Below are 24,151 nucleotides of genomic sequence, written 5' to 3' on the forward strand. Positions count from 1 at the left end.
TCTTCTTTAATTTTATTAAAAAAACTAGAAATTTCCACTTTGAATAGAACTCAAAAAAGAGATAAATGGTCTAATCTTTTTTAATAAACCTCAATTATAAGATTTTATAAATGAATTTATTTAAGGATTAAATAGAATGCCTAAATCAATTTGGAAAGGAGAAATTTCTTTTGGCCTTGTTGCTATTCCTGTTTCTTTATATTCAACTGAAGAAAAAAATGAGATTAATTTTCATTTACTTGATAAAAAGACTAAATCAAGAATTCGCTATCAACGTATTAGTGAAAAAACAGGAAATGAAGTATCTTGGGATAATATCGTTAAAGGATTTGAATACGAAAAAGATCGCTATATTATTGTGGATGAAGAAAAATTTGAAAAGGTTGAGCCTGATTTATTTAAAGCAATCACTATTGAAGAGTTCGTCAATTTTCAAGAAATCGATAGCCTTTATTTAATTAAACCTTATTATTTAGTACCTGAAAGCAAAAACAAAAAAGCTTATGTGTTATTAAGAGAATCATTAAAAAAAACAAATAAAGCCGGCGTAGCTCGGGTTATCATACGGACTAAAGAATCCATATGCTTGATTGTTCCCCATCAGCATGCATTACTTTTATACTTAATCCATTTTAAAGATGAAATCCGTGCAGAACATGAAATTGATCTCCCTCAAGAAAATCTCAAGACTTATAAAATTTCTGATTCAGAAATAAAAATGGCCACGGCTTTGATTCAAGAAATGACTACAAAATGGCAACCAGAAAAATATCACAATGAATATCGAGAAGCATTAAAAAAATGGCTAGATCAACAAATTGCAAAACAATCAAAAACTAAAGAAGCAATCTCTGAAAAAGAGAGCAAAAGTGATGTAATTGATTTCATTTCTCTGTTAAAAGAAAGTATGAAAAAAAGAAAATCATCTAAATAAAATTGAACCAACAAACTACAATAATTATCTTACCATAAAAAATAATGATCATTTTGAATAAAAAAAAGAAAAATCCTCTGCTTTCACCTATACTCATCTGAGATAATGCAAAAATTATAGTCATATAAGAAAATATATGACCCAAGGAGATTTATATGATATCAACTCATTTTAAAAAAATAATTATAGGCATGAGTATAGGTGTTTTTTTCGCTTCTAATAGTTGGGCTGTATGGACAAAAGATGTTCATGGCACCACTTGTGTAGGCAACACATGCCATCATTCATCTTATAAAAAACAGTGCTATCATGGTGATTGTCGTGTAGTGAAACGTAGCAGCACTTGGCATAGATAACCCCTTGTAGCCTGGGTTTTCGAGTAAAATGCTCATACCCAGGTTACGAAAAACACAATTAATTGGTATCACTAAAAAATCGCTCGTGATACAACAATAAAACTATAAAAATTTATTCTAGGAACATTTCGTTTTCTTTCTCATGATGTTTTGTCTTGCTGCTCTATTACATCACAGACGGACGTAAGCTTTAATGTCCTTGAAGCAAGTGATCTTTCATTCTCAGGAAAAATAACACGAAATCCAGGTTCTAAAATTTGTCCAAGTGGATTTAAGGAAATTTCTGATGTACTCACCTCTATGCGTCTTTGAACTAACAAGCGATACATCTTTTCCACATTTTTGCTATTTTTTAGTTTTTCTTGACAATTCTGTAGAAATTTTCTTGCTTTTTGTTGATAAAACTCAATATCTTGTTGTGGGGATGTACGATTTTTTAGCAATTTTTTTGCAGCCCACTCTTTTGACTCGCTTAAGTTTTTTATAAATACATCATGCCAGTTCAAAGTAGGGGTTGCAGGCAGCAAACGTAAAAGACTACATCGTGCCGGTGAAAATACTGGATTTGCTTTATCTATATCTAAAACATCCAACATGAATTTAGTATCAATTACTCCACTGTTAATTAAATTATCTACTGCTAATTTATCTGATTCAGCCTTCACGGGTGTAAGCCAAGCATGATCTGCATCTTGTAAATAAGTTTCAGGAAAATGACTCCCTAAAACATTTAATGCCTCTTCGTAAAAAACCCTAGAAATAATAATCGCTTGATTTTTCTGATCCGATAACAATCTTGAATCAATAAAAAACTCAATGGGAATACTTACTTCGGAATAAAATTCATCATTTGGGTAAATATCAGACATTAAATTGAGTTCAACCGGACAAAACAAGGGACGAAGCAATTCTTGTAGGGAAAGAGAAGCCTTTTTTCGATAGAATTTCTCATTATAATTGAGCTTGTTAACACCAAGTAAAACATTTTTGGATAATTGCTCCGGCGCCACTAGTGTTTCTAAAATATCTTGCAATGTCGCATCTGGCTTGCGCCCACCAAAATCCAATTTTCGCTTTGGTTCCCACCAATCATTATGAGGCTTATCCAATTCTTTCATAATGGGTCCACCAGCCCCATGACATCCAGAACAACGTAATCGTGTACCAAATTGGGGATGTTTTGGATCGGGTTGGCGATGAAGTAACGCGTTATCTGCAAAAATATCTACTGAATCCCCACGGTAAAACCATTGGCCTTGTGTGCCATCACCACGTAATTCATAAAAATTAAATACCTCCTTTTTAGGATCCCAAGCAAATGCCTCGATCATTAATGCATTCTTTTCTGGATTCTGATCAGCAACTAAATCACCAGTTGGGCTTACAGTAGTAAAATGACCAAAGAAAAAATCGCCGGCATTAATGGATAAATGATAATCCATTATTTTTAACTCCCCTAAGGCCATCTCAAATAAACTAAAACTACCTTGAGATGGATTATGGAATCCTCGATTTGCAACCATTGTTGTTTCTATTTTCAAACCCGAATTTTTTAAAAATTGCCGCAATGCAAAAACATCTCTAGGGCACTGAGTCTCTGAAAAAAGTATAAAGCCTAAAGCATCATTAGTTCGCTCTGCAGGTTTTCCAGAAGAATGAAAGACAGGACAGGCAGAAAAAATATCTTGAGAAAAAGTCGTCAGCATACAAAATAAAACAATGAAACAATATAATCCTTTTTTCACAATAAATTCCTTATCTTCAGCAATTATTGATTATGCGTTATAAAAGAGGCAGTTAATTTTTTCTTCAAAAACTGTCCTATGGTCTGTATTTCATTTTTGAGCCTTTAAGAAAACTGGAACAAAACTTTGTTTTTGTGGGAAATAACCACTGCTCCCAATAATTATTAGTCACCTGAATAAGTTTTAATGTGTTGGTGCGCATAATTTTTCTTTAAATAAGAGCAAAAAGCACATCTTAAAAGCAAAGAATGATTCAGTCAAAACATTACTTAATTTATTGAAATTACACAAAAATATCAATCGGCCCAAAATAAATGCACTTTTTACAAAAACTACTATACTTTTAAAACTAGGACGAACAGGAATTGAATGATGGACTCCATTCAATTAGCACTGGATGTGCACTTACGAAGGGTTAATAAATATAAAAGAAGTTCCATTTTAAAAAAACATCACATCTCTGAAGCAACATGCCCATTGCTCGTATCTTACTTAGCATGGATTAGAAAAATTAATGGTAATCTCAATAAAACAGATGAAATGCATCAAAATGAGCAAATACATAATGAGTTCAAGTTATTATGTAAACGCAATTTATTGTTTTTTTTAACAGCCACTCGCCAATTTGATGTAATCGAAAAATTATTTAATACTCCATCCTTTACTACACGATTACATCATTCAATCAGATGCATAAAAAACGAACAAAACAAAGTAAATCAAATAAAAAAGAAACGTTTACTGCAATTAATTCATCAACAAAATAATAAGCTCGCATCACTTTTAGAAAAAAAGCATCATATACCAATTGATAAATTTAATCATTGTCTTAATTATTTCATTCATTTTGCAAAAAAAAACTTAGTAAGAAATGAATATATGCAAGAGACAGATGTTATGGAGTATGCATTAACGGCGTTTAAATTTTTCGTAGAAAATCCTAAAAAAAGAAATAATTTTAATCATGAAATAATATGTGTTCTTGAGAACAATGATCGCTCAAAAGAAAAATCGCGCCCATCATATAAGAGTTTTCTATTTAACCAGCATTTAACTTTCTTTTCATCAACAGAGCACAGCAAAAAAGAAAGAGAAATACAATTCAGACCAACCTTGAATACTTTTCGAAAAGGTTCTGTTTTATTTTAGCCTGACTTATGGTAAGCACAGGCTAAAAATATGCTTTTTTATTACTTCACATGCTGTATACACTCTATACCACCTAAATAAGGTCTTAAGGCCATAGGAATGTGAATATTACCCTCTTTATCTTGGCAATTTTCCATTAAAGCAACTAATGTTCTACCTACGGCAAGGCCTGATCCATTCAGAGTATGTACCAAATTGATTTCACGTGTTTTCTCATGTCTATAGCGTGCTTTCATACGACGCGCTTGAAAAGCTTCCATATTAGAACAGGACGAAATTTCTCTATAAGTATTCTGACTGGGTAACCATACTTCTATATCATAAGTTTTCGCTGCACTAGGTCCCATGTCACCGGTACAAAGAGTAACTACACGATAAGGTAATTCTAAGCGCTGCAGTATCGTTTCGGCATGTTGTACTAGTTGTTCCAAAGCAATATATGACTCTTCTGGCTTAGTAATCCATACTAATTCTACTTTTTCAAACTGATGTTGTCGGATCATACCTTTAGTATCTTTACCATAAGAACCCGCCTCACTTCGAAAACAAGGCGAATGGCATGCATAACGAATAGGTAAATTCTCTTCAGCTAAAAGAGTATCACGGACCGTATTAGTTACAGGAATTTCTGCTGTAGGAATCAAATAATACCCATGATCCCCAGTTAATTTAAATAGATCTTCTTCAAACTTCGGTAATTGACCCGTGCCTAATAAGCTGTCTGCATTAACAATATATGGAACATAAATTTCTTGATATCCATGTTGTTGTGTATGAAGATCTAACATAAATTGAATCAAACCACGATGTAATCTAGCTAATTGATTTTTCATAACCACAAAGCGACTACCCGTCAGCTTAGCAGCCAAAGCAAAATCCATTTGACCCAACCCATCTCCCAATTCATCATGTGACTTTACTGGAAAATCAAAAGTTGGAATTGTGCCCCAACGTCTAATTTCTTGGTTATGTTGTTCATTTTCGCCAACTGGGACAGACTCATGTGGAATATTAGGCAAACGTAAAGCAATTGCTTCAATTTGTTGTAACACATCATCAAGTTCACCTTTTTTTTGTTCCAACTCCTTAGCAAGACGATTCATATCTTCACGCATGACATCTATATCTTCACCACGAGACTTTGCCTCCCCAATGGCTTTGGAACGGGTGTTACGTTCATTTTGTAATGATTGCGTTGCAACTTGTAATGATTTACGCTTTTCTTCTAAGGCAATAAAAGATGAAACATCAAACTGAAAGCCTCTTTTTAATAACTGCGAGGCGACAAATTGCGGCTCATCACGTAATAATTGAATGTCTAGCATAAAGATATCACTCTAACTTAATTTATTCGTCCAATTGCAACTGCTAGCCCTCTACATAAATTTTTTGGTGAGCATTCGAATTTGTGCGCAGTTGGACAAAAATATTAAAAAAAGCATACATCAGGATATAAAAATATTATCCAATTCGCACAAAATAAAGGCACACTTAAGATGAAGTGAGCAGTTGCATTTAATTTATCTAACAATACCACGTGTAGCTTGATTCAATGCATCAATCATAAGAACTACTTCAGGGCATTCGTGTTGCATCAACTCTAATTCAGCAACAGCTTGCTGCACAGTTAATCCTTTGCGAAAAATTATTTTATAAGCACGCCGCAAATTATCAATTGCCTCTGATGAAAATCCTCGTCGACGCAGTCCCACGGTATTAATACCACAAGCCGAAGTCGTATCACCAGAAATCATGAGATAAGGAAGAACATCTTTACTGACATAAGAAGCCCTCGAAATAAAAGCATATGCACCTATATGACAAAACTGATGTACTGCAGCATATCCCCCAATGTTTGCATAATCACCAACTGTGACATGCCCTGATAGTGCCGCATAACTCACCAAAATAATTTGGTTGCCAATCATACAGTCATGCCCAACATGTGAATAAGCCATAAAAAAGTTCTTATTCCCTATACGAGTAACGCCACCACCTTTAGCAGTTCCCCGACTAATCATACAATATTCACGTATGATATTATCATCACCAATTTCTAAACGGGTAGATTCACCTTTATAGGTCATATCTTGGGGTTCGTCCCCTACTGAGGCAAACTGAAAAATTTTATTATTTTTACCAATAATTGTTGGACCTTCAATAACCGCGTAAGGACCAATCCAGGTATTTTCACCTATTTCCACATCTGCACCAATTATAGCGCCAGGACCTACTGATACCCCATTTGCTAATTTTGCAGTGGGGTGAATTATAGCTCGTTCATCTATCACTTTTGAAATTCCTTCGCTGCACTTAATAAATCTGCAGAACAGGCCAGTTTATCGCCTACATAAGCTTCGCCATGCACACGCCAAAAAACTCCTTTTCTCGTTAATAATTTTATTTCCAAACGTAATTGATCACCAGGAACCACTACATGTTTAAATTTTGCATTATCGATACCCGCAAAAAAATGTAAAATTCCTTCATTTTCTTCAGGTGTCTGAGATAATCCCGCAAAAAGACCACCTGCTTGAGCTAACGCTTCAAGCATCAATACCCCCGGCATAATGGGGCTTTCTGGGAAATGGCCAGCAAAAAAGTTCTCATTAATCGTCACATTTTTTATAGCCGTTAAATGTTCATATGCTTTAAAATCTAATACCCTGTCTACCAATAGCATCGGGTAACGATGGGGCAACAAACTAAAAATTTGTTTTATATCTATAGGTTCACTCATACGCAGTTTCTCGCTTAATCAGTCTATTTAGCTGGCACAATGAAGAATGCATTATCCAGTTTTAATAGATGCAAATCAATTATTAATTGTTAAAATCTTGTCCGTCCTATCCTACCTTATTTACCTCAAGGCACAGTTAAACTTACCAGAAATATCTAATCTTCAGAGGACTCAACTGCATCTATTAGATTTAATTTTTTTTCTAAAGCATTAAGTTTTTCTATATAGTCATCTAATCGTCGAAATCGTGCCGCATTTCGACGCCAGCGTTGATGCTCATGGACTAGGGTGCCTGAAGAGTAAATTCCGGACTTAGCAAGTGATTTACTTACAGTAGACATGCCTGTAATCACAACATCGTCTGTTAAATATACATAAGCGGCAATAGAGCTTGCACCACCAATAATACAGTCCTCTCCAATTTGAGCATAAGCGCCTATAGCAGTACATCCTGCAATAATTGTATTTTTCCCAATCAGCACATCATGTGCAATCTGAACTAAATTATCGATACAAACCCCTTCTCCCAAGTAAGTATCACTTAAAGAACCTCTATCAATTACGGTATTAGCTCCAAGTCGTACTTTATCCGCTATAATAACTGTACCTACGCTAAAACCTTGTTGCCAATGACCTTGTTGTTTCAAATAATTAAATGGAAAAGCTCCGATAATACATCCAGAGTCAATCACTACCTGAGCTCCCAATTGACAACCCGAATGCAGCACTACATCATGGCCAATTTGACTCTCTTTTCCAATCACAACAGACGATTCGATCACAGTATTTGCTCCTACCACAACGTGATCAGCCAATCGCACTTCAGCATGAATGACACTGTATGCACCTATAGATACTCCTTCACCTATTTGAGCTGAAGGATGAATTTGAGCAGTAGGATCTATGCCATGATACAAAATAGTTGGCTTTGATAAAAATTGCGTGGCTTGCATCATTGTTTGCAAGGGATTGGATACAATAATACAATTTCCTTGGTAAAGAGCTTTATGTTCTGATTTAAGTAATACTGCACCGGCAGAGGTGCGTTCTAAAGCACCTCGTAGTAAAAGATTATCGTAATAGGCTATATCTTTAGGAGTAGCTCGAGCTAAAGAAGCAAATGAAAAAATGGCGTGTTCTGCATTACCATGCCACACGCCACCTAATTTTTCAGCCAGTTGTGCTAACGTTAGCAACGTCACATCGCCAAATTAATTAATCGCTTTAGCGACTTTGTCAGTTACATCAAGGGAATCTGAGCTAAAAGGAGCCGCATCTTTTTGTACGATAAGATCATATTTGTCATCTTTAGCAACTTTTGAAATTGCTGCACGTACTTTCGCATATAAACTTTCCATAGCTTCATTGTTTGCAGTGCTCAACTCTTGCTGATATTGCTGACCATCACGTTCAAATTGTTGTTGTGCGCTGACAATTTTTCGTTCCATTTCTTTCTTTTGAGTAGCACTCAAAACAGCACTATCGCGCTTGAACTTCTCCATATCAGCCTTTATCTTGGCTTCAACCGCTAATAATTTATCACGACGGGGCTTAAATTCTTTTTCTAACTTTTGTTGAATATCTTTGATTTGACTTGAAGTTTGCATGATTTTTTGTAAATCAACCACTCCTATCTTTGCTGTATCAGCAAATACGTTAGCGCCAAACACGCTAAAAACAAAGGTCAATACAACCAAACCAAACCGCTTCATAACTATTCTCCTAAATTAAAGAGCATGATGCTAGCATAAATCGATATAGGTTGCGATATGTACAACACGAGTTTTCAATAATAATTTGTGGAAATTAAAATCGCTTTAGGGACTGCTTACAGTCCCTATTTTTTCCTACGTTGCGAGAGAGGAAGGGCGAAATAAAAAATTAAAATCCAGAGGACAATGCAAATTGGAACAATTGCTGTTGATCGAATTGTTGAGGGTTCAATGCCTTAGCCAAACTAAATGCTAATGGGCCAAAAGGAGAACGCCATTCAATAGAAACCCCTGCTGAATATCTTAAAGGCCCTTCATACTTTCCAGTTAAAGTAGGCAGAGTATTCACTGCAAATACGTTACCCGCATCAACAAAAGCTGTCGTACGCACATTGTCTCTGCTCAAAGGATAAGGCAATATAATTCCCGCAGTTCCACTAAGTAATAAGTTACCCCCCACTGAATTGCGAAAGTTATCTAAAGGCCCCAAAGAATAACTGTCATATCCGCGTACTTGGCCTGGTTGTGCAGTACCCCCCGCATAGTAATTCTCGAAAAATGGCAACCCATTATTATTAAAGGCGTTTCCATAACCTGCAAATCCTTGCAGAGAAAAAATCCATCCATGGGTTATGGGTTGATACAAACGGGCCTGATAGGAACCTTTATAATAAGATAAAGATCCAGAAGTAGCTGGTAAAGCAATTACCGCAGCGGCTTGTTGATTAATACCTCGAGTGGGATAAGGAAATTGATCATAAGTATTACGGCTCCATCCAGTAGATAAACGAATTTCGTGAAAATGTTTTCCATATAAATTTACAAAATTCTGAATAGGAACAACATAACCTACACTTTTAATATCTATGTCCTGATAACCATATCCAAACTGTAATCTGCTGATCTCACCTAATGGTAGGCTATAATTCACATCCCCGCCAAAACGGTTGGAGCTATAAGTACTCACATTTAGATTTTTAGGATCAACTCGAGCAAAATAAAGGTTAACTCCTCGCCCTATTCCTGTATCTGTATAAAAAGGATTATAGTAGTTTAAAGTATAATCTTGTCCCCATTTACTTGCTGTAAATGCTGCGCCAATTGCTCGTCCCGTTCCCATAAAATTGTGTTGATTCACCGAAGCGTTCAATTGGTAACCATTGGTACCATAACCAATAGAAGCACTTGCCTCAGCAGAAGGGGCTTCTTCTACTTGGACATCTAGATCAACTTGGTTATTTGCATCAGGAACTGGAGTAGTTTTTACATCAACATTTTTCAAATATCCCAATAGGCGCAACTGCCTTTCTGATTCTTTAATGTTATGTAAAGATAGCAATCCTCCTTCGTCTTGGCGAATAACACTGCGTAATACATAATCGCTCGTTTTAGTATTACCATGAAAATTAATACGACGGACATAAACATGTCGACCAGGCTGCACAATAAAGGTAATAAATACAGTTTTCTCATTTTCATCTAACTGAGGTTCTGCATTAATTGCGGGAAATCCATAACCTATATCTCCTAAAGCTAATCCAATCGAAGAAATAGTATCAGTTACCTTTTTACGTGAAAAAACAGCACCTTTTTTAACTTGGACTAATGATTCAATTTTCTCTGGGGGCAATATAGGCTTACCTACTACTTTATAACCTGAAAAATGATATTGTGGCCCTTCTTCAATATGAACATTGATATAAACATCCTTCCTATCCGGAGAGAGTAAAACTTGTGACGAGACAATTTTAAATTTCAAATACCCTCGATCCAAGTAAAAGGAGCGTAATGCCTCTAAAGATGCATCCATACCTTGTTTTGAATACTGATCTTTTTTAGTAAAATAAGTAAAAATACCCGATTTAGATAAAGCAAACTCTGGTAACAATTCATTAGTAGTAAAATCATGATTACCAATTATCTTGATCTGTTTAATTCTTGATACTCGTCCTTCAGAAATAGTAACAGTTATCCCTACTCTATTCTCTGTTAATGGAGTAACTCGAGTTTCTATACGTGCGTTATATTTTCCTCTAGCATTATAGGCTTGCTTCAGTTCCTTTTCTAAACGCTCCAAAGTAGATGTTTGAAATACACGACCTTTAACCAGTCCCATTTCTTTGAGAAAATCTTTCATTTTGTCACTAGGAATTTCCTTATTTCCTACAACACTAATCGAGCCAATAGTTGCTCTTTCTACTACATTAACAATTAAAGTGTTACCTTGACGTTCCAAAGAAACCGCTTGGAAAAAACCAGTATCATAAAGAGCTCGAATAATCTCAGCAGTAGATTCAGGGCCAACTTCCTCACCTACTTGCACAGGAATGTAATTAAGGACTGTTCCGGCGGATACGCGCTGTAATCCTGTAACTTTAATACTTTTAACAACAAAAGTATCCGCTGCGATTGTTTGTGAAGACCAAGCAATAAGCGAGGAACAACAAATACCTAATATTAATTTACTACTGATTTTTTTCATTATTATTTTACGCCCAGTACTACGTGCACTTTTAATACCAAATCGGTACACTAAAAATTGAACCACTTTTTATAGGAAGTAGAAACTACTGTCAAGGTTTTGCTCCAATCCTTTGGAGCATATAGGTACTATAACTAACCTGTAAGCCTGGATAAATCATTAGTTATTGCTATAAACATAAGCACAACTAATAGCAATAAACCAAAATAAGCTCCTGCTGATTTTAAACCATTTGATAAAGGCTTACGTTGAATTGCCTCCACCAAATAATACAATAAATGACCACCATCAAGCATAGGAATAGGTAATAAATTTAATGCACCTAAGCTGATACTTACTAGTGCAAGAAAAAACAAATAAGCAGCTAGTCCATTTCTTCCGGAATCTCCTGCGCCTTGTGCGATTCCAACTGGACCACTAATGCTATTTAGCCCTAACTTACCCATTACTAATCTGCCCATTAATGTAAATGTTGCGCTTGTTAGTTGGGTTGTTTGTTTTAATGACGTACCGATGGCCGTAAACGGATCTTGTCTCTCTAAGCGTAACCAATGTGCAGGCCACTTAACTTTCTGTGAGCGCACACCTAAAAAGCCCTCAATTTTACCCTTATTTTCTTGGCTTCCGGTATGTACCATAATTTTTTGTATCGCTTTATTCCTTTTAATAGTTAATGTTACTGTTTTATCGGGATGTTTTTGTACAAAATCAACGAGGAACAACCAGTCTTTGAAAGACTTACCATCGACACTTAAAATGATATCGCCATTTTGTAATCCAGATTTTGCTGCAGGAGAATCGGGTACTACTTCACCAACAACAGGAGGAATTGAAGGAATAAAAGGCTCTATACCCAAGCTTTGGAGAGGATCGGGTCTTTTGCTATCCAAGTGCCAATTAGCTAAAGGTAAAAATACTTGATGTTGACGTCCATCAACCAATGATTTAACTGTTAATTGTATAGTTTCTTCAGAACCGACAAGAGGCATAATGGCATATTGAAAATCACGCCAGCTATTTATCTTACTATCATTGAGCGCAATAATTTCTTCTTTTGCCTCTAAACCCGCATGGGCAGCAATGCTGTTGGGTTTTACAGATTCAATCATAGGAGCCAAAGACGGCATTCCAATAACTAATACCAACCATAAAGCAACAAAAGCAAAAAGAAAATTAAATAAGGGACCTGCAAAAACAATTGCTGTCCTTTTCCAGAGTGGTTGATTATTAAATGCTAAATGACGTTCATTTTCCGCTACTTCGCCCTCAGATTCATCAAGCATTTTGACATATCCCCCCAACGGGAATAAAGACCAGGCGTACTCCGTTCCTTTTTTACCTTGCCATCGCGCCAAAATAGGCCCAAAACCAAAAGAAAAACGCAGCACTTTAACACCACACCAACGTGCCACTTGAAAATGACCATACTCATGAATTGTAACTAATAAGATTAAAGCTAAGAAAAAATACAGCAACGTTGAAAGCATAGTGCTATCCTAAAAAATAGTAGTAACACTCCTAATTGCTCTCCAATTGTTTAGACTTAAAAAAATATAAAGGCGCTCACCAGCAAGGTGCAACCATCCAAAAACATCCTGTTTATTGATTAATTATTAAGTCCAAACAGCTTTAAAGGTTAACTCAAGAGGTTACATAGTTAATCCGAAATAAAATAAAGGTAAAGCTGCAATCAAACTATCCAAACGATCTAAGATACCCCCATGACCAGGAATTATGGCACCTGTATCTTTTAAATGACACCTGCGCTTCAATATACTGATAAATAAATCTCCGAAGATTGCAATTATTATAGTACATAAGGCCAAAACAAACCAATGAGCCTGGGCAATAGGTTTAAAATAATAATCCCCTCCCCATGCAATGATCAAGGATAAAACCACGCCGCCAATCACCCCTTCCCACGACTTTCCAGGGCTAACTTGAGGAATTAGCTTATGTTTTCCCATAATCTTACCACTAAAATAAGCACCTGAATCTGATGCCCAAATTAAAAACAATAGGTAGACCAATAACTCTTTGCCCTGAGGTAAACCATATAAATGAACGAGACTTTGCAAAAATAAAGGCAACAATAATAAACAAGTGGTAGCAACAATAATAGGATAGCCCCAATATTTCTGTGAATTAGGAAAAGTGAGGATCGCCACAATAATCAAGCCCCATATAATCAAGCCTAGGGCTAACCAATAAGGAAATAAATAACCACAACCCCACAAACAAAAAAGCAGCAACAAAAGAAATCCAACTTGAGTGCTGATTTTTTTTATAGGAATTAATTGTAAGGATTCTCGACCCGCAGCAATATAAATGATTAAAACAATTCCTGCTAAAATCCATTGATTGCCATAAAAAATCAACCACAAAACCAAGGGAGCTAAAATCAATGCAGTTATAAGACGTTGTAGGAACATGATATTGCCCTTATGGTTTTAAAAATTAATTAATGTGCGTTCGATATAAAAAATGATGTAATTTTTTATATCGAACTACTCCAATTAAAACGGGATCCCGTATAAATGTTGCTCATTTTACGGAATAACGTTCGTTTAGCGACATAAAAGACATTTCTATGCCTTCTATATCGAACTCACGTAAATTAAGAAATCTGCCCAAACCTTCTTTTTCTTTTATTAAAAGAGGCTAAAGCCAACTCAAACTCATCCTCTCCGAAATCGGGCCAATGAACCTCACTAAAATAAAGCTCCGTGTAGGCAAGCTGCCAAAGAAAAAAATTACTAATCCGTAGCTCGCCACTAGTACGAATAAATAAATCAGGATCAGGCAATCCGTCTGTATCCAAATAATGAGAAAAATTGGTTTCATTAATCTCATCAATCTTCAATGCACCACTCACAACCGCTTGTGCTATTTTTTTGGCTGCGTTCGCCACATCCCATTTACCACCATAATTAACAACTACATTCAAAGTAAATTGCTCATTTTTTGCTGTTAAAACTTCTGCTTCACGCATTTGTTTTTGTAAAACTGGGGATAAAGAACTACGATTTCCAGTAAAACGCATCCTTATTCCGTGCTGATTTAATTCTGCTATCTCTTTGCGCAGAGACTCTAGAAATAACTCCATCAAGAAGCTCACCTCTTCAACAGGACGTAACCAGTTTTCAGAACTAAAAGCAAATAAACTAAGATAAGGAACTCCTTTTGTCATACAGCTGCGAATCATTTTTTTCACAGATTCAACTCCTGCTTTATGACCTTCAATGCGAGCCAATCCTCTACTTTCAGCCCAACGACCATTTCCATCCATAACAATAGCAATATGCTGAGGAATTTTTTGCTCTAACACTATTTTTCTCAAACTAATAAATAGTGCATAGTCTAACTGCTTTAACATAAAAATGTCACTACTCAAAAATTATCTAAATAATGTGAGCTCTAAAAAGGAACTTTCATGCTGCCTTTACGCCGTTAAATGAACGTAACTCCATAACATGCGTCACATTTATAGGGAATACAGTTCCAAATAAAATCAGTTCGATATAAAAAATAACGTTTATTTTTTATATCGAGCTCCCATTAATTAACACTTTTCGGACATACACAAATTTATGCATAGAAGTACGCTGTTATATACAAATTTGTTCTAATTTTGTGAGAATTCTTAGATACTAAGGAATGCATTGCAACTTAAGTCATGTATAATCTTTCCTCTAAAATTTGATCCTATTTTGCGGAGTATTAAATGCAAAAAAAAGCACCATTGTTGCTTATGATTTTGGATGGTTGGGGATATAACGAAAATAACCAATACAATGCCATTGCCCAAGCCAAAACACCACAATGGGATGAATGGTGGGAAAACTGCCCACATATTCTTTTGCAAGCATCGGGTGATGCTGTAGGATTACCCGATGCGCAAATGGGTAATTCAGAAGTAGGACATATGCATATTGGCGCAGGTCGAGTGATAGAACAAGATTTTACACGGATTAATAAAAGCATAAAAAATGGTGAGTTCGCGAATAATCCTGTTTTTTATAAAGCAATCACCACATTAAAAAAAACCGAAAAAGCGTTACATATCATGGGATTATTCTCTGCAGGAGGAGTTCATAGCCACGAGCAACATTTATTTGCGTTACTTGACTTATGCACCCAACAAAAATTTACTGCAGTTTATCTGCATTTATTCTTAGATGGGCGGGACACACCACCGCAAAGCGCATTACTAAGCTTAGAACGTCTCGACGCATACCTTAAAACTCATCCAATAGCGACTATAGCTTCGATTAGCGGGCGTTATTATGCGATGGATAGAGATAATCGTTGGGAAAGAATAGAGCAAGTTTATACCTTATTAACTCAAAGCGAGAGCAAGTATCACTATGCAGATGCAGAAACAGCAATAAAGTCGTATTATCTGGAAAATCTGTCGGACGAATTTATACCCCCTACTCGAATTGGAAAACAGCACCCAATTAAAGATGGCGATGCTGTTTTATTTTTTAATTTTCGTGCTGATAGAGCCCGCCAACTCACTACTTCTTTTCTTGATCCTGAATTTAACAAGTTTAACCGAACAATTCAGCCCCAATTATCTTCTTTTGTGAGTATGACTCAATATGATAAAAATTTGCCAACGACATCCGCTTTTCCTCCAATTCCCTTAAATAATACTTTAGGAGAAGTTCTTGCCACCCATGGATTAAGCCAATTACGTATCGCAGAAACCGAAAAATATGCCCATGTCACTTTTTTCTTTAATGGTGGCAATGAGAGTGTTTTCCCCAATGAAGAACGAGTTCTAATTCCGTCTCCTAAAGTTGCTACCTATAATTTACAACCTGAAATGAGCGCCCCGCAATTAACAGAGCATTTAGTTGAGGCGATTAACAGCCAAGCATATGATGTAATTATTTGTAATTATGCTAATGCAGATATGGTTGGTCATAGCGGAGATTTTGCAGCAACTCTTTCCGCCATAGAATGCCTGGATCAATGTATGAGTCACGTATGGCATGCATTAGCCCAACATGGTGGACAATTACTGATTACAGCAGATCATGGTAATGCTGAAGAAATGTTTGACGAAAACACCCATCAAGCACATACTGCTCATACAAGTGAGCCTGTACCTTTAGTATACGTTGGGGGGCTCTGGCATTTTACCCGCAGTGAAGGAAGTTTAATTGATATTGCGCCAACTATGTTAACCTTACTCGGAATTACTCCCCCTGCTGAAATGAGTGGCCATTCATTATTAGAAAAAAATATTCATGAATAAACATAATTGTACTATTTGTTGTAGCTCAAATCAGTCTGATACCAAGCGAAGTCATTCTTTCTCCTTGGTTAAAATAAATCAAGAGCAAAAACGTAGCCATTGGCAAAAAGCAGTTATTTATTTTAACAGCTCTCTTTTTGGGGTGCTGTTTTGCTTCAATCTTTATGCAGAATCATCCCCTGCTGTACTGCAAACACAAAATAAACTCAAACAATTAGATGCTCAAATTAATAGCCTACAACAAACCTTAAATTCTGCGCATGATAAACGTGGTGTTTTAAATAAAGAGCTCTCAGAAACCGAAAAACAAATCGGTGAGTGTGTCCAGAAGCTACGCTCGATACAAAATGATATAAATAGTACCGAAAAGAAAATTGTTGGGCTACAAGATCAGGTCAATCAATTAAACAAACAACTTATTACACAACAACAATTGCTGACAAATCACATACGCGCACGTTACCAAATGGGCGAATATCAACCGCTTAAACTGTTACTCAATCAAGATGATCCAAATAAAGTAAGCCGGATTTTAACCTATTATCAGTATATCGTTAAATCACGACAACAACTTATAGAACAAATCGATAAAACGCGTAAAAATCTTAATGAGAGTAAAGAAAAGCTCCGTTCTGAGCTCATAGCCAACAAACAACTTAAAACTGAATTAACGCAACATCAGGAAAAATTAAACCAAAATAAAGGTTATCATACCGCTCTAATTCAATCACTTAATCATGAAATTCAAGACAAACAAAATACATTACACGAAGCAAAAAAAAATAAAGAAAATTTAGCTCGCTTATTAAAATCATTATCGCAACAAAGCATTACCCAAACGAGTAAGCCTTTTAGTCAGATGCGCAAAAAATTGCCGCTTCCAGTACAGACTCAGGGCCGGTCATTTCGCAAAATGCATCAAGGAGTGACATTTTTTGCCGAAGAAGGAGCGGTAGTTACTGCCGTTTATCCTGGAAAAATCGTGTTTAGTGATTGGCTTAAGGGTTATGGTTTACTTCTTATTATTGATCATGGCCAAGGTTTTATGACTTTATATGCCCATAATCAATCTCTATTTAAAAGAAAAGGACAATACGTCAGTCAAAATGAACAAATTGCGAGTGTAGGCCATAGCGGCGGAATTAAACAAAACGGTCTATACTTTGAAATAAGATTAAAGGGGAAGGCTATTCCGCCATTAAACTGGTTGTCTTAGGTTTTTTGATCCCTGGCACCTAAATTGCATTTCAATAATTATAACAAAAGAAAATGGCTTATATTCTAGCCTGTATCTGAGGAGATCGTTATGTTGCTAAGAAAACTACACTCATACCCGCTTGCAATAGCGTATGCAATGACTCTTATGTTGTCTCTGCCGGTATTCGCAGATGATGAGTTGAATACAGATACATCAAGCAGTGCCTCTAATTCAGACTCCAAAGCAGTACCTTTAGAAGATGTGCAAAGATTTTCCAATGCAATTGGTGAAATTAAAAAATATTATGTCAAGCCTATAGATGATAAAGAACTTTTTGATAATGCCATTCGCGGTATGCTCAGTGGTCTTGATCCTCACTCCAGCTATCTGGATGAAGAAGAGTTTAAAGAGTTACAAACATCTACTAGCGGTGAATTTGGTGGCCTAGGCTTAGAAGTAACCATGGAAGACGGTGTTGTCAAAGTGGTCACTCCACTTGTTGATACTCCCGCCTTTAAAGCAGGAATTAAATCTGGGGACTATATCATTAAATTAGGAAAAGAATCCGTTCAAGGACTCTCTCTTAAAGATGCAGTCAACATAATGCGTGGCAAAGCTGGAAGCACCATTGAATTAACGATACTACGTAAAGGAGTGAACAAAGCGCTTACTTTTGATTTAGTGCGAGAAGTGATTCAAATTAAAAGCGTTCAAAGCAAATTATTAGCCCCAGGATATGGTTACATTCGTTTAACTCAATTCCAAGCTTTAACTGGAAAAGATATGTTGCAAGCGATCACTCAACTGAAACAAAAATCTGGCGGTAAATTAAAAGGCCTTATACTGGATTTAAGAAACAATCCAGGAGGGTTGCTTGATTCAGCCATTCAGGTTTCTGATGCATTTTTAGGCAAAGATAAGTCAGGCAAACCAGAAACCATTGTTTCTACTAAAGGACGATTACCCGGCTCAGATTTCACTGCTCTATCAAAAGGACTGGACGTTTTACATAATGCGCCAATGGTTGTCCTTATCAATAATGGTTCCGCCTCTGCTGCTGAAATTGTAGCTGGAGCACTTAAAGACAATAAACGAGCAGTAATTCTAGGTACAACAAGTTTTGGCAAAGGTTCAGTACAAACTGTATTGCCTTTAGATAATAAAACAGGAATTAAGCTAACTACAGCACTGTACTATACACCCTCAGGAACATCCATCCAAGCAACAGGAATTATTCCTGATATCGTAGTAAACGAAGTAGAAATTCCAAAAAATGCAGCTAAGCCTGCTGATGCAACTGGATTTAGTGAAGCAGATCTGAATGGACATATACTTAACAAAAGTGTAGAAAAGACAAAAGCAAAAAGTACCAAAGCAGTATTGGATGACTTAATGCACAATGACTATCAACTCTACGCTGCGTTAACCGTATTGGAAGGTATGTCTCTAGCGAACAGATAATCGATTTATTTCCCAATGACTTTTGGATTTATAGCCTGGGCGGAGTAAAAACCCCCCAGGCTTTTTGTTTTGTATGCATCGACATAATTTGGAGTAACTTCAATAAAAAACCAATAAGGTCATCAGAGTTGAAATTTTCATATCTGCCCTCATTATTAGAAATAATAAGGATTAATGATGAGTGATAAAGATGATAAATAATCTGAAAACCTTTCTCTTACTTGCTTCTCTAACAGCATTGCTTATTATTATTGGTGGATTGCTTGGTGGAACCACCGGAATGCTGATCGCCTTAATATTTGCGGGAATTATGAATTTTTCAGCATACTGGTACTCAGATGTTATTGTTTTAAGAATGTATAACGCTGAGCCGTTATCTTCCAGTCATTTTGTCGCTAATATTATCTCGGAACTCGCTCACAGAGCAGGAACGCCTGTGCCCAAGATTTATTTAATTAATAACGCTACTCCAAATGCGTTTGCAACTGGACGAAATCCTGAAAATGCAAGTATTGCAGTTACCACAGGCTTATTGGAACGATTGACTAAAGAAGAAATAATGGGAGTCTTATCTCATGAGCTAGCCCATGTAATTCACCATGATACTTTAATTAGTGTGGTAAGTGCGACTATAGCAGGAGCAATTAGTGGAATTGCTAATATGTTTATGTGGTTTTCTATGTTTGGTAACCATTCAAATAATAATGAAGAGGGTGTACACCCTGTTGTTGGAATTATTATGATGATTGTTGCTCCTCTGGCAGCAGGATTAATTCAAATGGCTATATCACGCTCTCGTGAATTCGAAGCAGATGCTGGCGGAGCACGTATTTGCGGTAATCCGAGATGGCTTGCTAATGCTTTATTAAAGCTCGATCAAGCTAGCCACGAACGATTTTTTAATGAAGCAGAAACACATCCATCAACGGCCCATATGTTTATCGTGAATCCATTAAATGGAGAAAAATTGGCCAACTTATTTTCTACCCATCCTTTAACAGCAGAACGAGTAGCTAGATTAAAAGCAATGTGTTAAAAATCATTGTTCTTCAGTCCATTGACGCGAAAATTTTACTATGTTTGCGCAAGAGGAGATCCATTTCTAGCTAAAAAATAATTAAAAACTTGACATTTATCTACTAGTAGGTAGAATAAATATTATGAAACTAACAATGATGCAAGAAAAAATACTAAATACAGCAGAAAGTTTAATCCAGAAAATGGGTTATCATGCTTTTAGCTATAAAGATATTGCCTTGATAGTAGGAATTAAAACATCCAGTATTCATTACTATTATCCTACCAAAGAAGATCTTGCTGTTGCTGTAATTGATTGGCAACTAGAGCGGATGCTCATTGTATTAAATGAACTTAAATTCAATAACGCTCTTTCTTTACAAGAAAAGTTGTTACAGGTCGTTGATGTAATTTTATCATTGACATTACACGATGAAATGAAAATGTGTTTGGGCGGCATTCTAGCATCGGATGTGCTTTCTTTGCCTGAAAAACTTAAAAATAAAGTTCGTCATTTTTTTGATGCACTCGAAAAATGGATAAAAGAGTTGCTCGATATAGAGAACTTTAAAAATAACTCTTTTGATGTTTTATATTCAAAAAATAATCTACCAAAATATTTACTGATTCAATTAGAAGGAGGTTTGCTTATGTCACGTTTGTATCATGATTTTACTTATATTGAAATTGTAAAACAATTTATAAAAAAAATGGGTTAAAATTTTTTATTCAATCAATCTATCTACTAATAGATAGTTTTTTATAGGAGTATCAATGAAACTTAGATTATTATTCACGACATGTATCTTAACTTTAGGACTTTCAACCAACAATTATGCGAGCAAAAAAACTATGAGCACTGATACTATAACCATTGAAAAAGCGACTTATATCTCTTTAAAAAGCAAACCAGAAACAGCATTGCAACTGGAAGAGTTTTTACACAATGGAAGCATAGTAGTACGTCAAACAGAACCAGGAACTCCTCTTTGGTTTGGATTAAAAGAAAATGAGCATTTTGCTATTTTTGATCTTTTTTATAATGAAACTGGAAGAGAGAAGCATTTTTCTGGTCAGGTAGCCAATGCATTAAAAGAAAATGCGCCAGAATTAGTAAAAGATGGCTGGGAAAATGGAGTAGTGAAAAATATTAATAATTTTGACCTCATCACAACTAATCATTTCAATAAAGAAAAAATTTTAAATTCTAAAGTAGCTAATTTGATTGTTTTCAAAGTAAAACCAGGAAAAAATCAGGAAATTGAACTGTTTTTACATAACGCATCGCAAGTTATTGATGCGACAGAACCTCAAACCTATTTTTGGGCCGCATTGAAAGCTGATGCAGATACTTATGCAATCTTTGATGCTTTTCCAGATAAAAATGGCCAAGCAACCCATTTTTCGGGTCAGGTAGCAGCGCAATTAAAAAATAAAGCCGATAATTTAATTATTGGTGGTTGGGAAAAAGGAGTTATTACAAACATCCATAACTTTCAGGTTATCGCTCTTTCCTAATTTGCGCGCATTTTGGTGAGCAATTACACTGTATATCAAACGAAGCGCGTGAGTTGCACTTCATTTAGTAGCACCTATAAAGGAATTTTTATAAAATAAAAGCCGTTCTTAACGGCTTTTATTGGCTTGGACTCATCAAAATAAGAACCGCATACAAAGTCTATGCAGTCAGCACTGGTTTTTTATAGGAAACTCCTTTTTTGTCCACATTAAATGTCCCCATGACACCAACCCCAGGTTCAAGAGCCAAAAGATGCGTGGCGATTGCTTGACTGGAGAAATCAGAGTTGGTCTTCATTGCAAGAACAGCGCTATTATGAACGATATGGAATATATCATAAGCATAACCTGCTTGAGTAATAGGATGACTAAAATATTCTTCTTTGAACTGCGCAATAAACTCAGGCTTCGTTGTTTTAGTTAAAGCCACCGCATTCTGGTGATGAGCACCTTGTGCTAAAAAGTTATTTTTTCCATCAGTAATTATAGCATCATTGGTTAAACAAAAATGAATGATGTTATTTTTTTTTGCTAACGGGGCCACTAAAGCACCGCTATCAGTTCCTTCTGTCAAGAGCACATTAATATGGTGTGTATCAATAAACTTTTGTAATGTTTTTGTGGCATTGCTATTATCTGGCATCTTATCCAAAGTATAAAACTCATAAGTTATGTTAGAAGGTTTTAATTGATCACGCGCGATTTCCATTGCTCCCAACATGTTTCTACCAATAACAGCAGAATTATGAGTAAAGGGAGCATAAATGCCGACATTAATCGTCATTTTCTTTGCACTATCTGTTGAGTTAGATGCGGCTACATTGAGGCCTGTCATCAAAAAGACAAAAAAAGTACTTAAAACAATGTATTTTGATAAAAAATGTTTCATATTAATTTTCCTAATTGATTAGACTATGTAGTAACTGATTGATAAAGAGCTCCTCTTTATTCATTGCACTTCCCAAATGCCGAACAAACCAATGACAAAATTATTTTGCTATGAATAGGAGTGAAATACAATGGTTGGGAATTAATAATAATTATGCAATAATTCACTCACAAAAATGACAACCAGTAGGTCATCATGGATTATTTAAAATCAACTTTATGTTTCCTAAGTTTCTCTTTCTTATCTATTGCTCACGCAAGTGTGCAATCTCACCTTGAGCAAATAAAAGACGATCCTAATTCTTTATATGCATTTTTTAAAAGCATGCCCAAAGGCGGAGAGCTTCATTATCATTTAGCAGGAGGCGCATACCCTGAAATAATGTTAGAGCTCGCATCTAAAGAAAATTATTGCTTGGATACAGTGACATCAAAAGTAAGTAAAAATGCTACTGGTTGTAATGAAATGGATACTAAAAATTTACTCAAACAACCAGACATTTATGCAAATACAGTGAAAAGCTGGTCCATGAAGGATTTTGTTCCTGGAAAAGAGTCAGGACATGATCATTTTTTTAATTCATTTGATAAGTTCAATGCTATTGTAGAAGATTATCAGCCTGAATTAGTGGCGGCTGTACTGGAAGTTGCAGCACAGCAAAATGAGCAATATATGGAATTAATGCTTTTACCTGATAATGCTCATTCACTGGGTTTTGGTGATTTACTTAAAAATACCACTACCTTTAATGAAAAAAGAGCTCTCTTATTAGCAAATAAAGACTTTCAAAATAACATCAATCATACTGCCATGGAAGCAGAACATATCATCCAAAAAGCACGCCAGGAATTGGGATGTGCGACCTATCCAGAAAAGAAAGACTGCAAAATACAAGTAAAGTTTTTATATTATTCACTTAGAGAACAACCTCTAGATAATCTTTTTGCACAAACACTTAATGCTTTTGAGGCTGTAGCTCAATCCATGAAAAATAAAGGGGTCTTAGTTGGGGTTAACTTAGTACAGCCTGAAGATGGAATTATTTCCTTACGTGATTATCCCCAACAAATGCAAATGTATCAGTACTTTCATCAAATTTATCCTCAAGTAAATATTGCGTTACATGCTGGCGAATTAACTCAAGAAATTGTTACCCCTAAAGATTTAGATTATCACATACATGATGCTCTATTTACTGGCCAAGCCCAAAGAATTGGACATGGTGTAGATATCGCAAATGAGAGTCATGTCAAAGATACATTGGACTACATGGCAACTCAACATAAAGCAGTGGAAATTAATTTAATTAGCAATCTTAAAATTTTAAACATTTCTGGTCGAGAACACCCCCTTAATTATTACCTAAAACACCATGTTCCTGTCGTTTTGTCCACGGATGATGAAGGGATATTAAGAACTAATTTAAGCCAACAATATGTAGAAGCCGTATTGCACCATGGTTTAGATTATAAAACCATAAAACAAATCAATAGGAATGCGCTAACTTATGCATTTTTACCAGGAAAAAGCATCTGGGCAGATGCCAATAAAGCTCAGCTTATTCAAGCTTGCCAGGATTTAAACAGTCAAAACTGTAAGCAATTTATTCAAACAAGTGAAAAAGCTCAATTACAATGGAGTTTAGAACAAAAACTGAATGAATTTGAAAATAAGTTTTAACCTA

Annotated in this window: 21 protein-coding genes; 10 read left to right on the plus strand and 11 right to left on the minus strand. The window is 35.7% G+C overall.

Translation table 11 applies throughout. The annotated features are described in order from the left end of the window. Positions 1-136 precede the first annotated feature (136 nt). Both ku and Lsan_RS18450 read left to right on the plus strand, forming a co-directional pair. The gene (ku, locus tag Lsan_RS18445; RefSeq protein ID WP_058515582.1) at positions 137-934 is read left to right on the plus strand and encodes a non-homologous end joining protein Ku; all 798 of its coding nucleotides are present in this window, start codon (positions 137-139) and stop codon (positions 932-934) included. A gap of 155 nt (positions 935-1,089) precedes the next feature. Further along, the gene (locus tag Lsan_RS18450) at positions 1,090-1,290 is read left to right on the plus strand and encodes a hypothetical protein (protein WP_058515583.1); all 201 of its coding nucleotides are present in this window, start codon (positions 1,090-1,092) and stop codon (positions 1,288-1,290) included. Between the two features lie 140 nt (positions 1,291-1,430). Here Lsan_RS18450 and Lsan_RS18455 read toward each other — a convergent pair whose 3' ends face one another. Further along, the gene (locus Lsan_RS18455) at positions 1,431-3,035 is read right to left on the minus strand and encodes a hypothetical protein (protein ID WP_058515584.1); all 1,605 of its coding nucleotides are present in this window, start codon (positions 3,033-3,035) and stop codon (positions 1,431-1,433) included. 369 nt (positions 3,036-3,404) lie between these two features. Here Lsan_RS18455 and Lsan_RS18460 point away from each other — a divergent pair, with 369 nt between their 5' ends. Next, on the plus strand, positions 3,405-4,184 hold the full coding sequence (locus tag Lsan_RS18460; protein WP_058515585.1) for a hypothetical protein: 780 nt from the start codon (positions 3,405-3,407) through the stop codon (positions 4,182-4,184). A gap of 41 nt (positions 4,185-4,225) precedes the next feature. Here the strand turns inward: Lsan_RS18460 and serS are convergent, their stop codons facing one another. From serS to Lsan_RS18505, 9 genes are all read right to left on the minus strand, one after another. Then, complete coding sequence (serS, locus tag Lsan_RS18465; RefSeq protein ID WP_058515586.1) at positions 4,226-5,509, minus strand: serine--tRNA ligase; 1,284 nt, start codon at positions 5,507-5,509, stop codon at positions 4,226-4,228. A gap of 195 nt (positions 5,510-5,704) precedes the next feature. Beyond that, a complete protein-coding gene (gene lpxA / locus Lsan_RS18470; RefSeq protein WP_058515587.1) occupies positions 5,705-6,475 on the minus strand; it encodes an acyl-ACP--UDP-N-acetylglucosamine O-acyltransferase in 771 nt (256 codons plus the stop codon). After that, positions 6,472-6,924 (minus strand): 3-hydroxyacyl-ACP dehydratase FabZ, encoded by a 453-nt coding sequence (gene fabZ / locus Lsan_RS18475; protein ID WP_058465950.1) that lies wholly within the window; start codon positions 6,922-6,924, stop codon positions 6,472-6,474. Before fabZ ends, lpxA begins: the two co-directional genes overlap by 4 nt. Positions 6,925-7,079: 155 nt before the next feature. Beyond that, positions 7,080-8,120 (minus strand): UDP-3-O-(3-hydroxymyristoyl)glucosamine N-acyltransferase, encoded by a 1,041-nt coding sequence (lpxD, locus tag Lsan_RS18480; RefSeq protein WP_058515588.1) that lies wholly within the window; start codon positions 8,118-8,120, stop codon positions 7,080-7,082. A 15-nt stretch (positions 8,121-8,135) separates the two neighbouring features. Further along, positions 8,136-8,636, minus strand: coding sequence for an OmpH/Skp family outer membrane protein (locus tag Lsan_RS18485; RefSeq protein WP_058515589.1), 501 nt, complete (start codon positions 8,634-8,636; stop codon positions 8,136-8,138). 169 nt (positions 8,637-8,805) lie between these two features. Continuing rightward, complete coding sequence (gene bamA / locus Lsan_RS18490; protein ID WP_058515590.1) at positions 8,806-11,118, minus strand: outer membrane protein assembly factor BamA; 2,313 nt, start codon at positions 11,116-11,118, stop codon at positions 8,806-8,808. 134 nt (positions 11,119-11,252) lie between these two features. After that, positions 11,253-12,605, minus strand: coding sequence for an RIP metalloprotease RseP (gene rseP / locus Lsan_RS18495; protein WP_058515591.1), 1,353 nt, complete (start codon positions 12,603-12,605; stop codon positions 11,253-11,255). A 162-nt stretch (positions 12,606-12,767) separates the two neighbouring features. Next, positions 12,768-13,550, minus strand: coding sequence for a phosphatidate cytidylyltransferase (locus Lsan_RS18500; protein ID WP_058515592.1), 783 nt, complete (start codon positions 13,548-13,550; stop codon positions 12,768-12,770). 185 nt (positions 13,551-13,735) lie between these two features. Then, positions 13,736-14,494, minus strand: coding sequence for an isoprenyl transferase (locus tag Lsan_RS18505; protein ID WP_058515593.1), 759 nt, complete (start codon positions 14,492-14,494; stop codon positions 13,736-13,738). 348 nt (positions 14,495-14,842) lie between these two features. Between Lsan_RS18505 and gpmI the strand changes: the two genes are divergently transcribed. From gpmI to Lsan_RS18535, 6 genes are all read left to right on the plus strand, one after another. Continuing rightward, positions 14,843-16,384, plus strand: a complete 1,542-nt coding sequence (gpmI, locus tag Lsan_RS18510; protein ID WP_058515594.1) for a 2,3-bisphosphoglycerate-independent phosphoglycerate mutase — start codon at positions 14,843-14,845, stop codon at positions 16,382-16,384. Further along, on the plus strand, positions 16,377-17,600 hold the full coding sequence (locus tag Lsan_RS18515; RefSeq protein ID WP_237762209.1) for a murein hydrolase activator EnvC family protein: 1,224 nt from the start codon (positions 16,377-16,379) through the stop codon (positions 17,598-17,600). The genes gpmI and Lsan_RS18515 overlap by 8 nt, the downstream gene beginning before the upstream one ends. Before the next feature lie 90 nt (positions 17,601-17,690). Then, the gene (locus Lsan_RS18520; protein WP_058515595.1) at positions 17,691-19,043 is read left to right on the plus strand and encodes a S41 family peptidase; all 1,353 of its coding nucleotides are present in this window, start codon (positions 17,691-17,693) and stop codon (positions 19,041-19,043) included. A 190-nt stretch (positions 19,044-19,233) separates the two neighbouring features. Continuing rightward, positions 19,234-20,079 (plus strand): zinc metalloprotease HtpX, encoded by an 846-nt coding sequence (htpX, locus tag Lsan_RS18525; RefSeq protein WP_058515596.1) that lies wholly within the window; start codon positions 19,234-19,236, stop codon positions 20,077-20,079. A gap of 124 nt (positions 20,080-20,203) precedes the next feature. Beyond that, positions 20,204-20,779: a TetR/AcrR family transcriptional regulator gene (locus Lsan_RS18530; RefSeq protein WP_058515597.1), complete on the plus strand. Its 576-nt coding sequence runs from the start codon at positions 20,204-20,206 to the stop codon at positions 20,777-20,779. A gap of 55 nt (positions 20,780-20,834) precedes the next feature. Beyond that, positions 20,835-21,578 carry a hypothetical protein gene (locus tag Lsan_RS18535; protein ID WP_237762210.1) on the plus strand — a complete coding sequence of 248 codons (744 nt, stop codon included), beginning with the start codon at positions 20,835-20,837 and terminating at the stop codon, positions 21,576-21,578. A gap of 160 nt (positions 21,579-21,738) precedes the next feature. On the opposite strand, the gene Lsan_RS18540 is transcribed toward Lsan_RS18535, so the two are convergent. Beyond that, complete coding sequence (locus tag Lsan_RS18540) at positions 21,739-22,467, minus strand: type 1 periplasmic-binding domain-containing protein (RefSeq protein WP_058515598.1); 729 nt, start codon at positions 22,465-22,467, stop codon at positions 21,739-21,741. A 195-nt stretch (positions 22,468-22,662) separates the two neighbouring features. Here Lsan_RS18540 and Lsan_RS18545 point away from each other — a divergent pair, with 195 nt between their 5' ends. Continuing rightward, on the plus strand, positions 22,663-24,147 hold the full coding sequence (locus Lsan_RS18545; RefSeq protein ID WP_058515599.1) for an adenosine deaminase family protein: 1,485 nt from the start codon (positions 22,663-22,665) through the stop codon (positions 24,145-24,147). Positions 24,148-24,151 lie beyond the last annotated feature (4 nt).

The sequence above is a fragment of the Legionella santicrucis genome (genome assembly GCF_001468135.1).
In the GTDB taxonomy this organism is placed as follows: Bacteria; Pseudomonadota; Gammaproteobacteria; order Legionellales; family Legionellaceae; genus Legionella; species Legionella santicrucis.

Coding starts and splice junctions, on each gene's coding strand:
- ku (WP_058515582.1), top strand. CDS start 137: ATGCCTAAATCAATTTGGAAAGGAGAAATTTCTTTTGGCCTTGTTGCT.
- Lsan_RS18450 (WP_058515583.1), top strand. CDS start 1,090: ATGATATCAACTCATTTTAAAAAAATAATTATAGGCATGAGTATAGGT.
- Lsan_RS18460 (WP_058515585.1), top strand. CDS start 3,405: ATGATGGACTCCATTCAATTAGCACTGGATGTGCACTTACGAAGGGTT.
- serS (WP_058515586.1), bottom strand. CDS start 5,509: ATGCTAGACATTCAATTATTACGTGATGAGCCGCAATTTGTCGCCTCG.
- fabZ (WP_058465950.1), bottom strand. CDS start 6,924: ATGAGTGAACCTATAGATATAAAACAAATTTTTAGTTTGTTGCCCCAT.
- Lsan_RS18485 (WP_058515589.1), bottom strand. CDS start 8,636: ATGAAGCGGTTTGGTTTGGTTGTATTGACCTTTGTTTTTAGCGTGTTT.
- bamA (WP_058515590.1), bottom strand. CDS start 11,118: ATGAAAAAAATCAGTAGTAAATTAATATTAGGTATTTGTTGTTCCTCG.
- rseP (WP_058515591.1), bottom strand. CDS start 12,605: ATGCTTTCAACGTTGCTGTATTTTTTCTTAGCTTTAATCTTATTAGTT.
- Lsan_RS18500 (WP_058515592.1), bottom strand. CDS start 13,550: ATGTTCCTACAACGTCTTATAACTGCATTGATTTTAGCTCCCTTGGTT.
- Lsan_RS18505 (WP_058515593.1), bottom strand. CDS start 14,494: ATGTTAAAGCAGTTAGACTATGCACTATTTATTAGTTTGAGAAAAATA.
- gpmI (WP_058515594.1), top strand. CDS start 14,843: ATGCAAAAAAAAGCACCATTGTTGCTTATGATTTTGGATGGTTGGGGA.
- Lsan_RS18515 (WP_237762209.1), top strand. CDS start 16,377: ATGAATAAACATAATTGTACTATTTGTTGTAGCTCAAATCAGTCTGAT.
- Lsan_RS18520 (WP_058515595.1), top strand. CDS start 17,691: ATGTTGCTAAGAAAACTACACTCATACCCGCTTGCAATAGCGTATGCA.
- htpX (WP_058515596.1), top strand. CDS start 19,234: ATGATAAATAATCTGAAAACCTTTCTCTTACTTGCTTCTCTAACAGCA.
- Lsan_RS18530 (WP_058515597.1), top strand. CDS start 20,204: ATGAAACTAACAATGATGCAAGAAAAAATACTAAATACAGCAGAAAGT.
- Lsan_RS18535 (WP_237762210.1), top strand. CDS start 20,835: ATGAAACTTAGATTATTATTCACGACATGTATCTTAACTTTAGGACTT.
- Lsan_RS18540 (WP_058515598.1), bottom strand. CDS start 22,467: ATGAAACATTTTTTATCAAAATACATTGTTTTAAGTACTTTTTTTGTC.
- Lsan_RS18545 (WP_058515599.1), top strand. CDS start 22,663: ATGGATTATTTAAAATCAACTTTATGTTTCCTAAGTTTCTCTTTCTTA.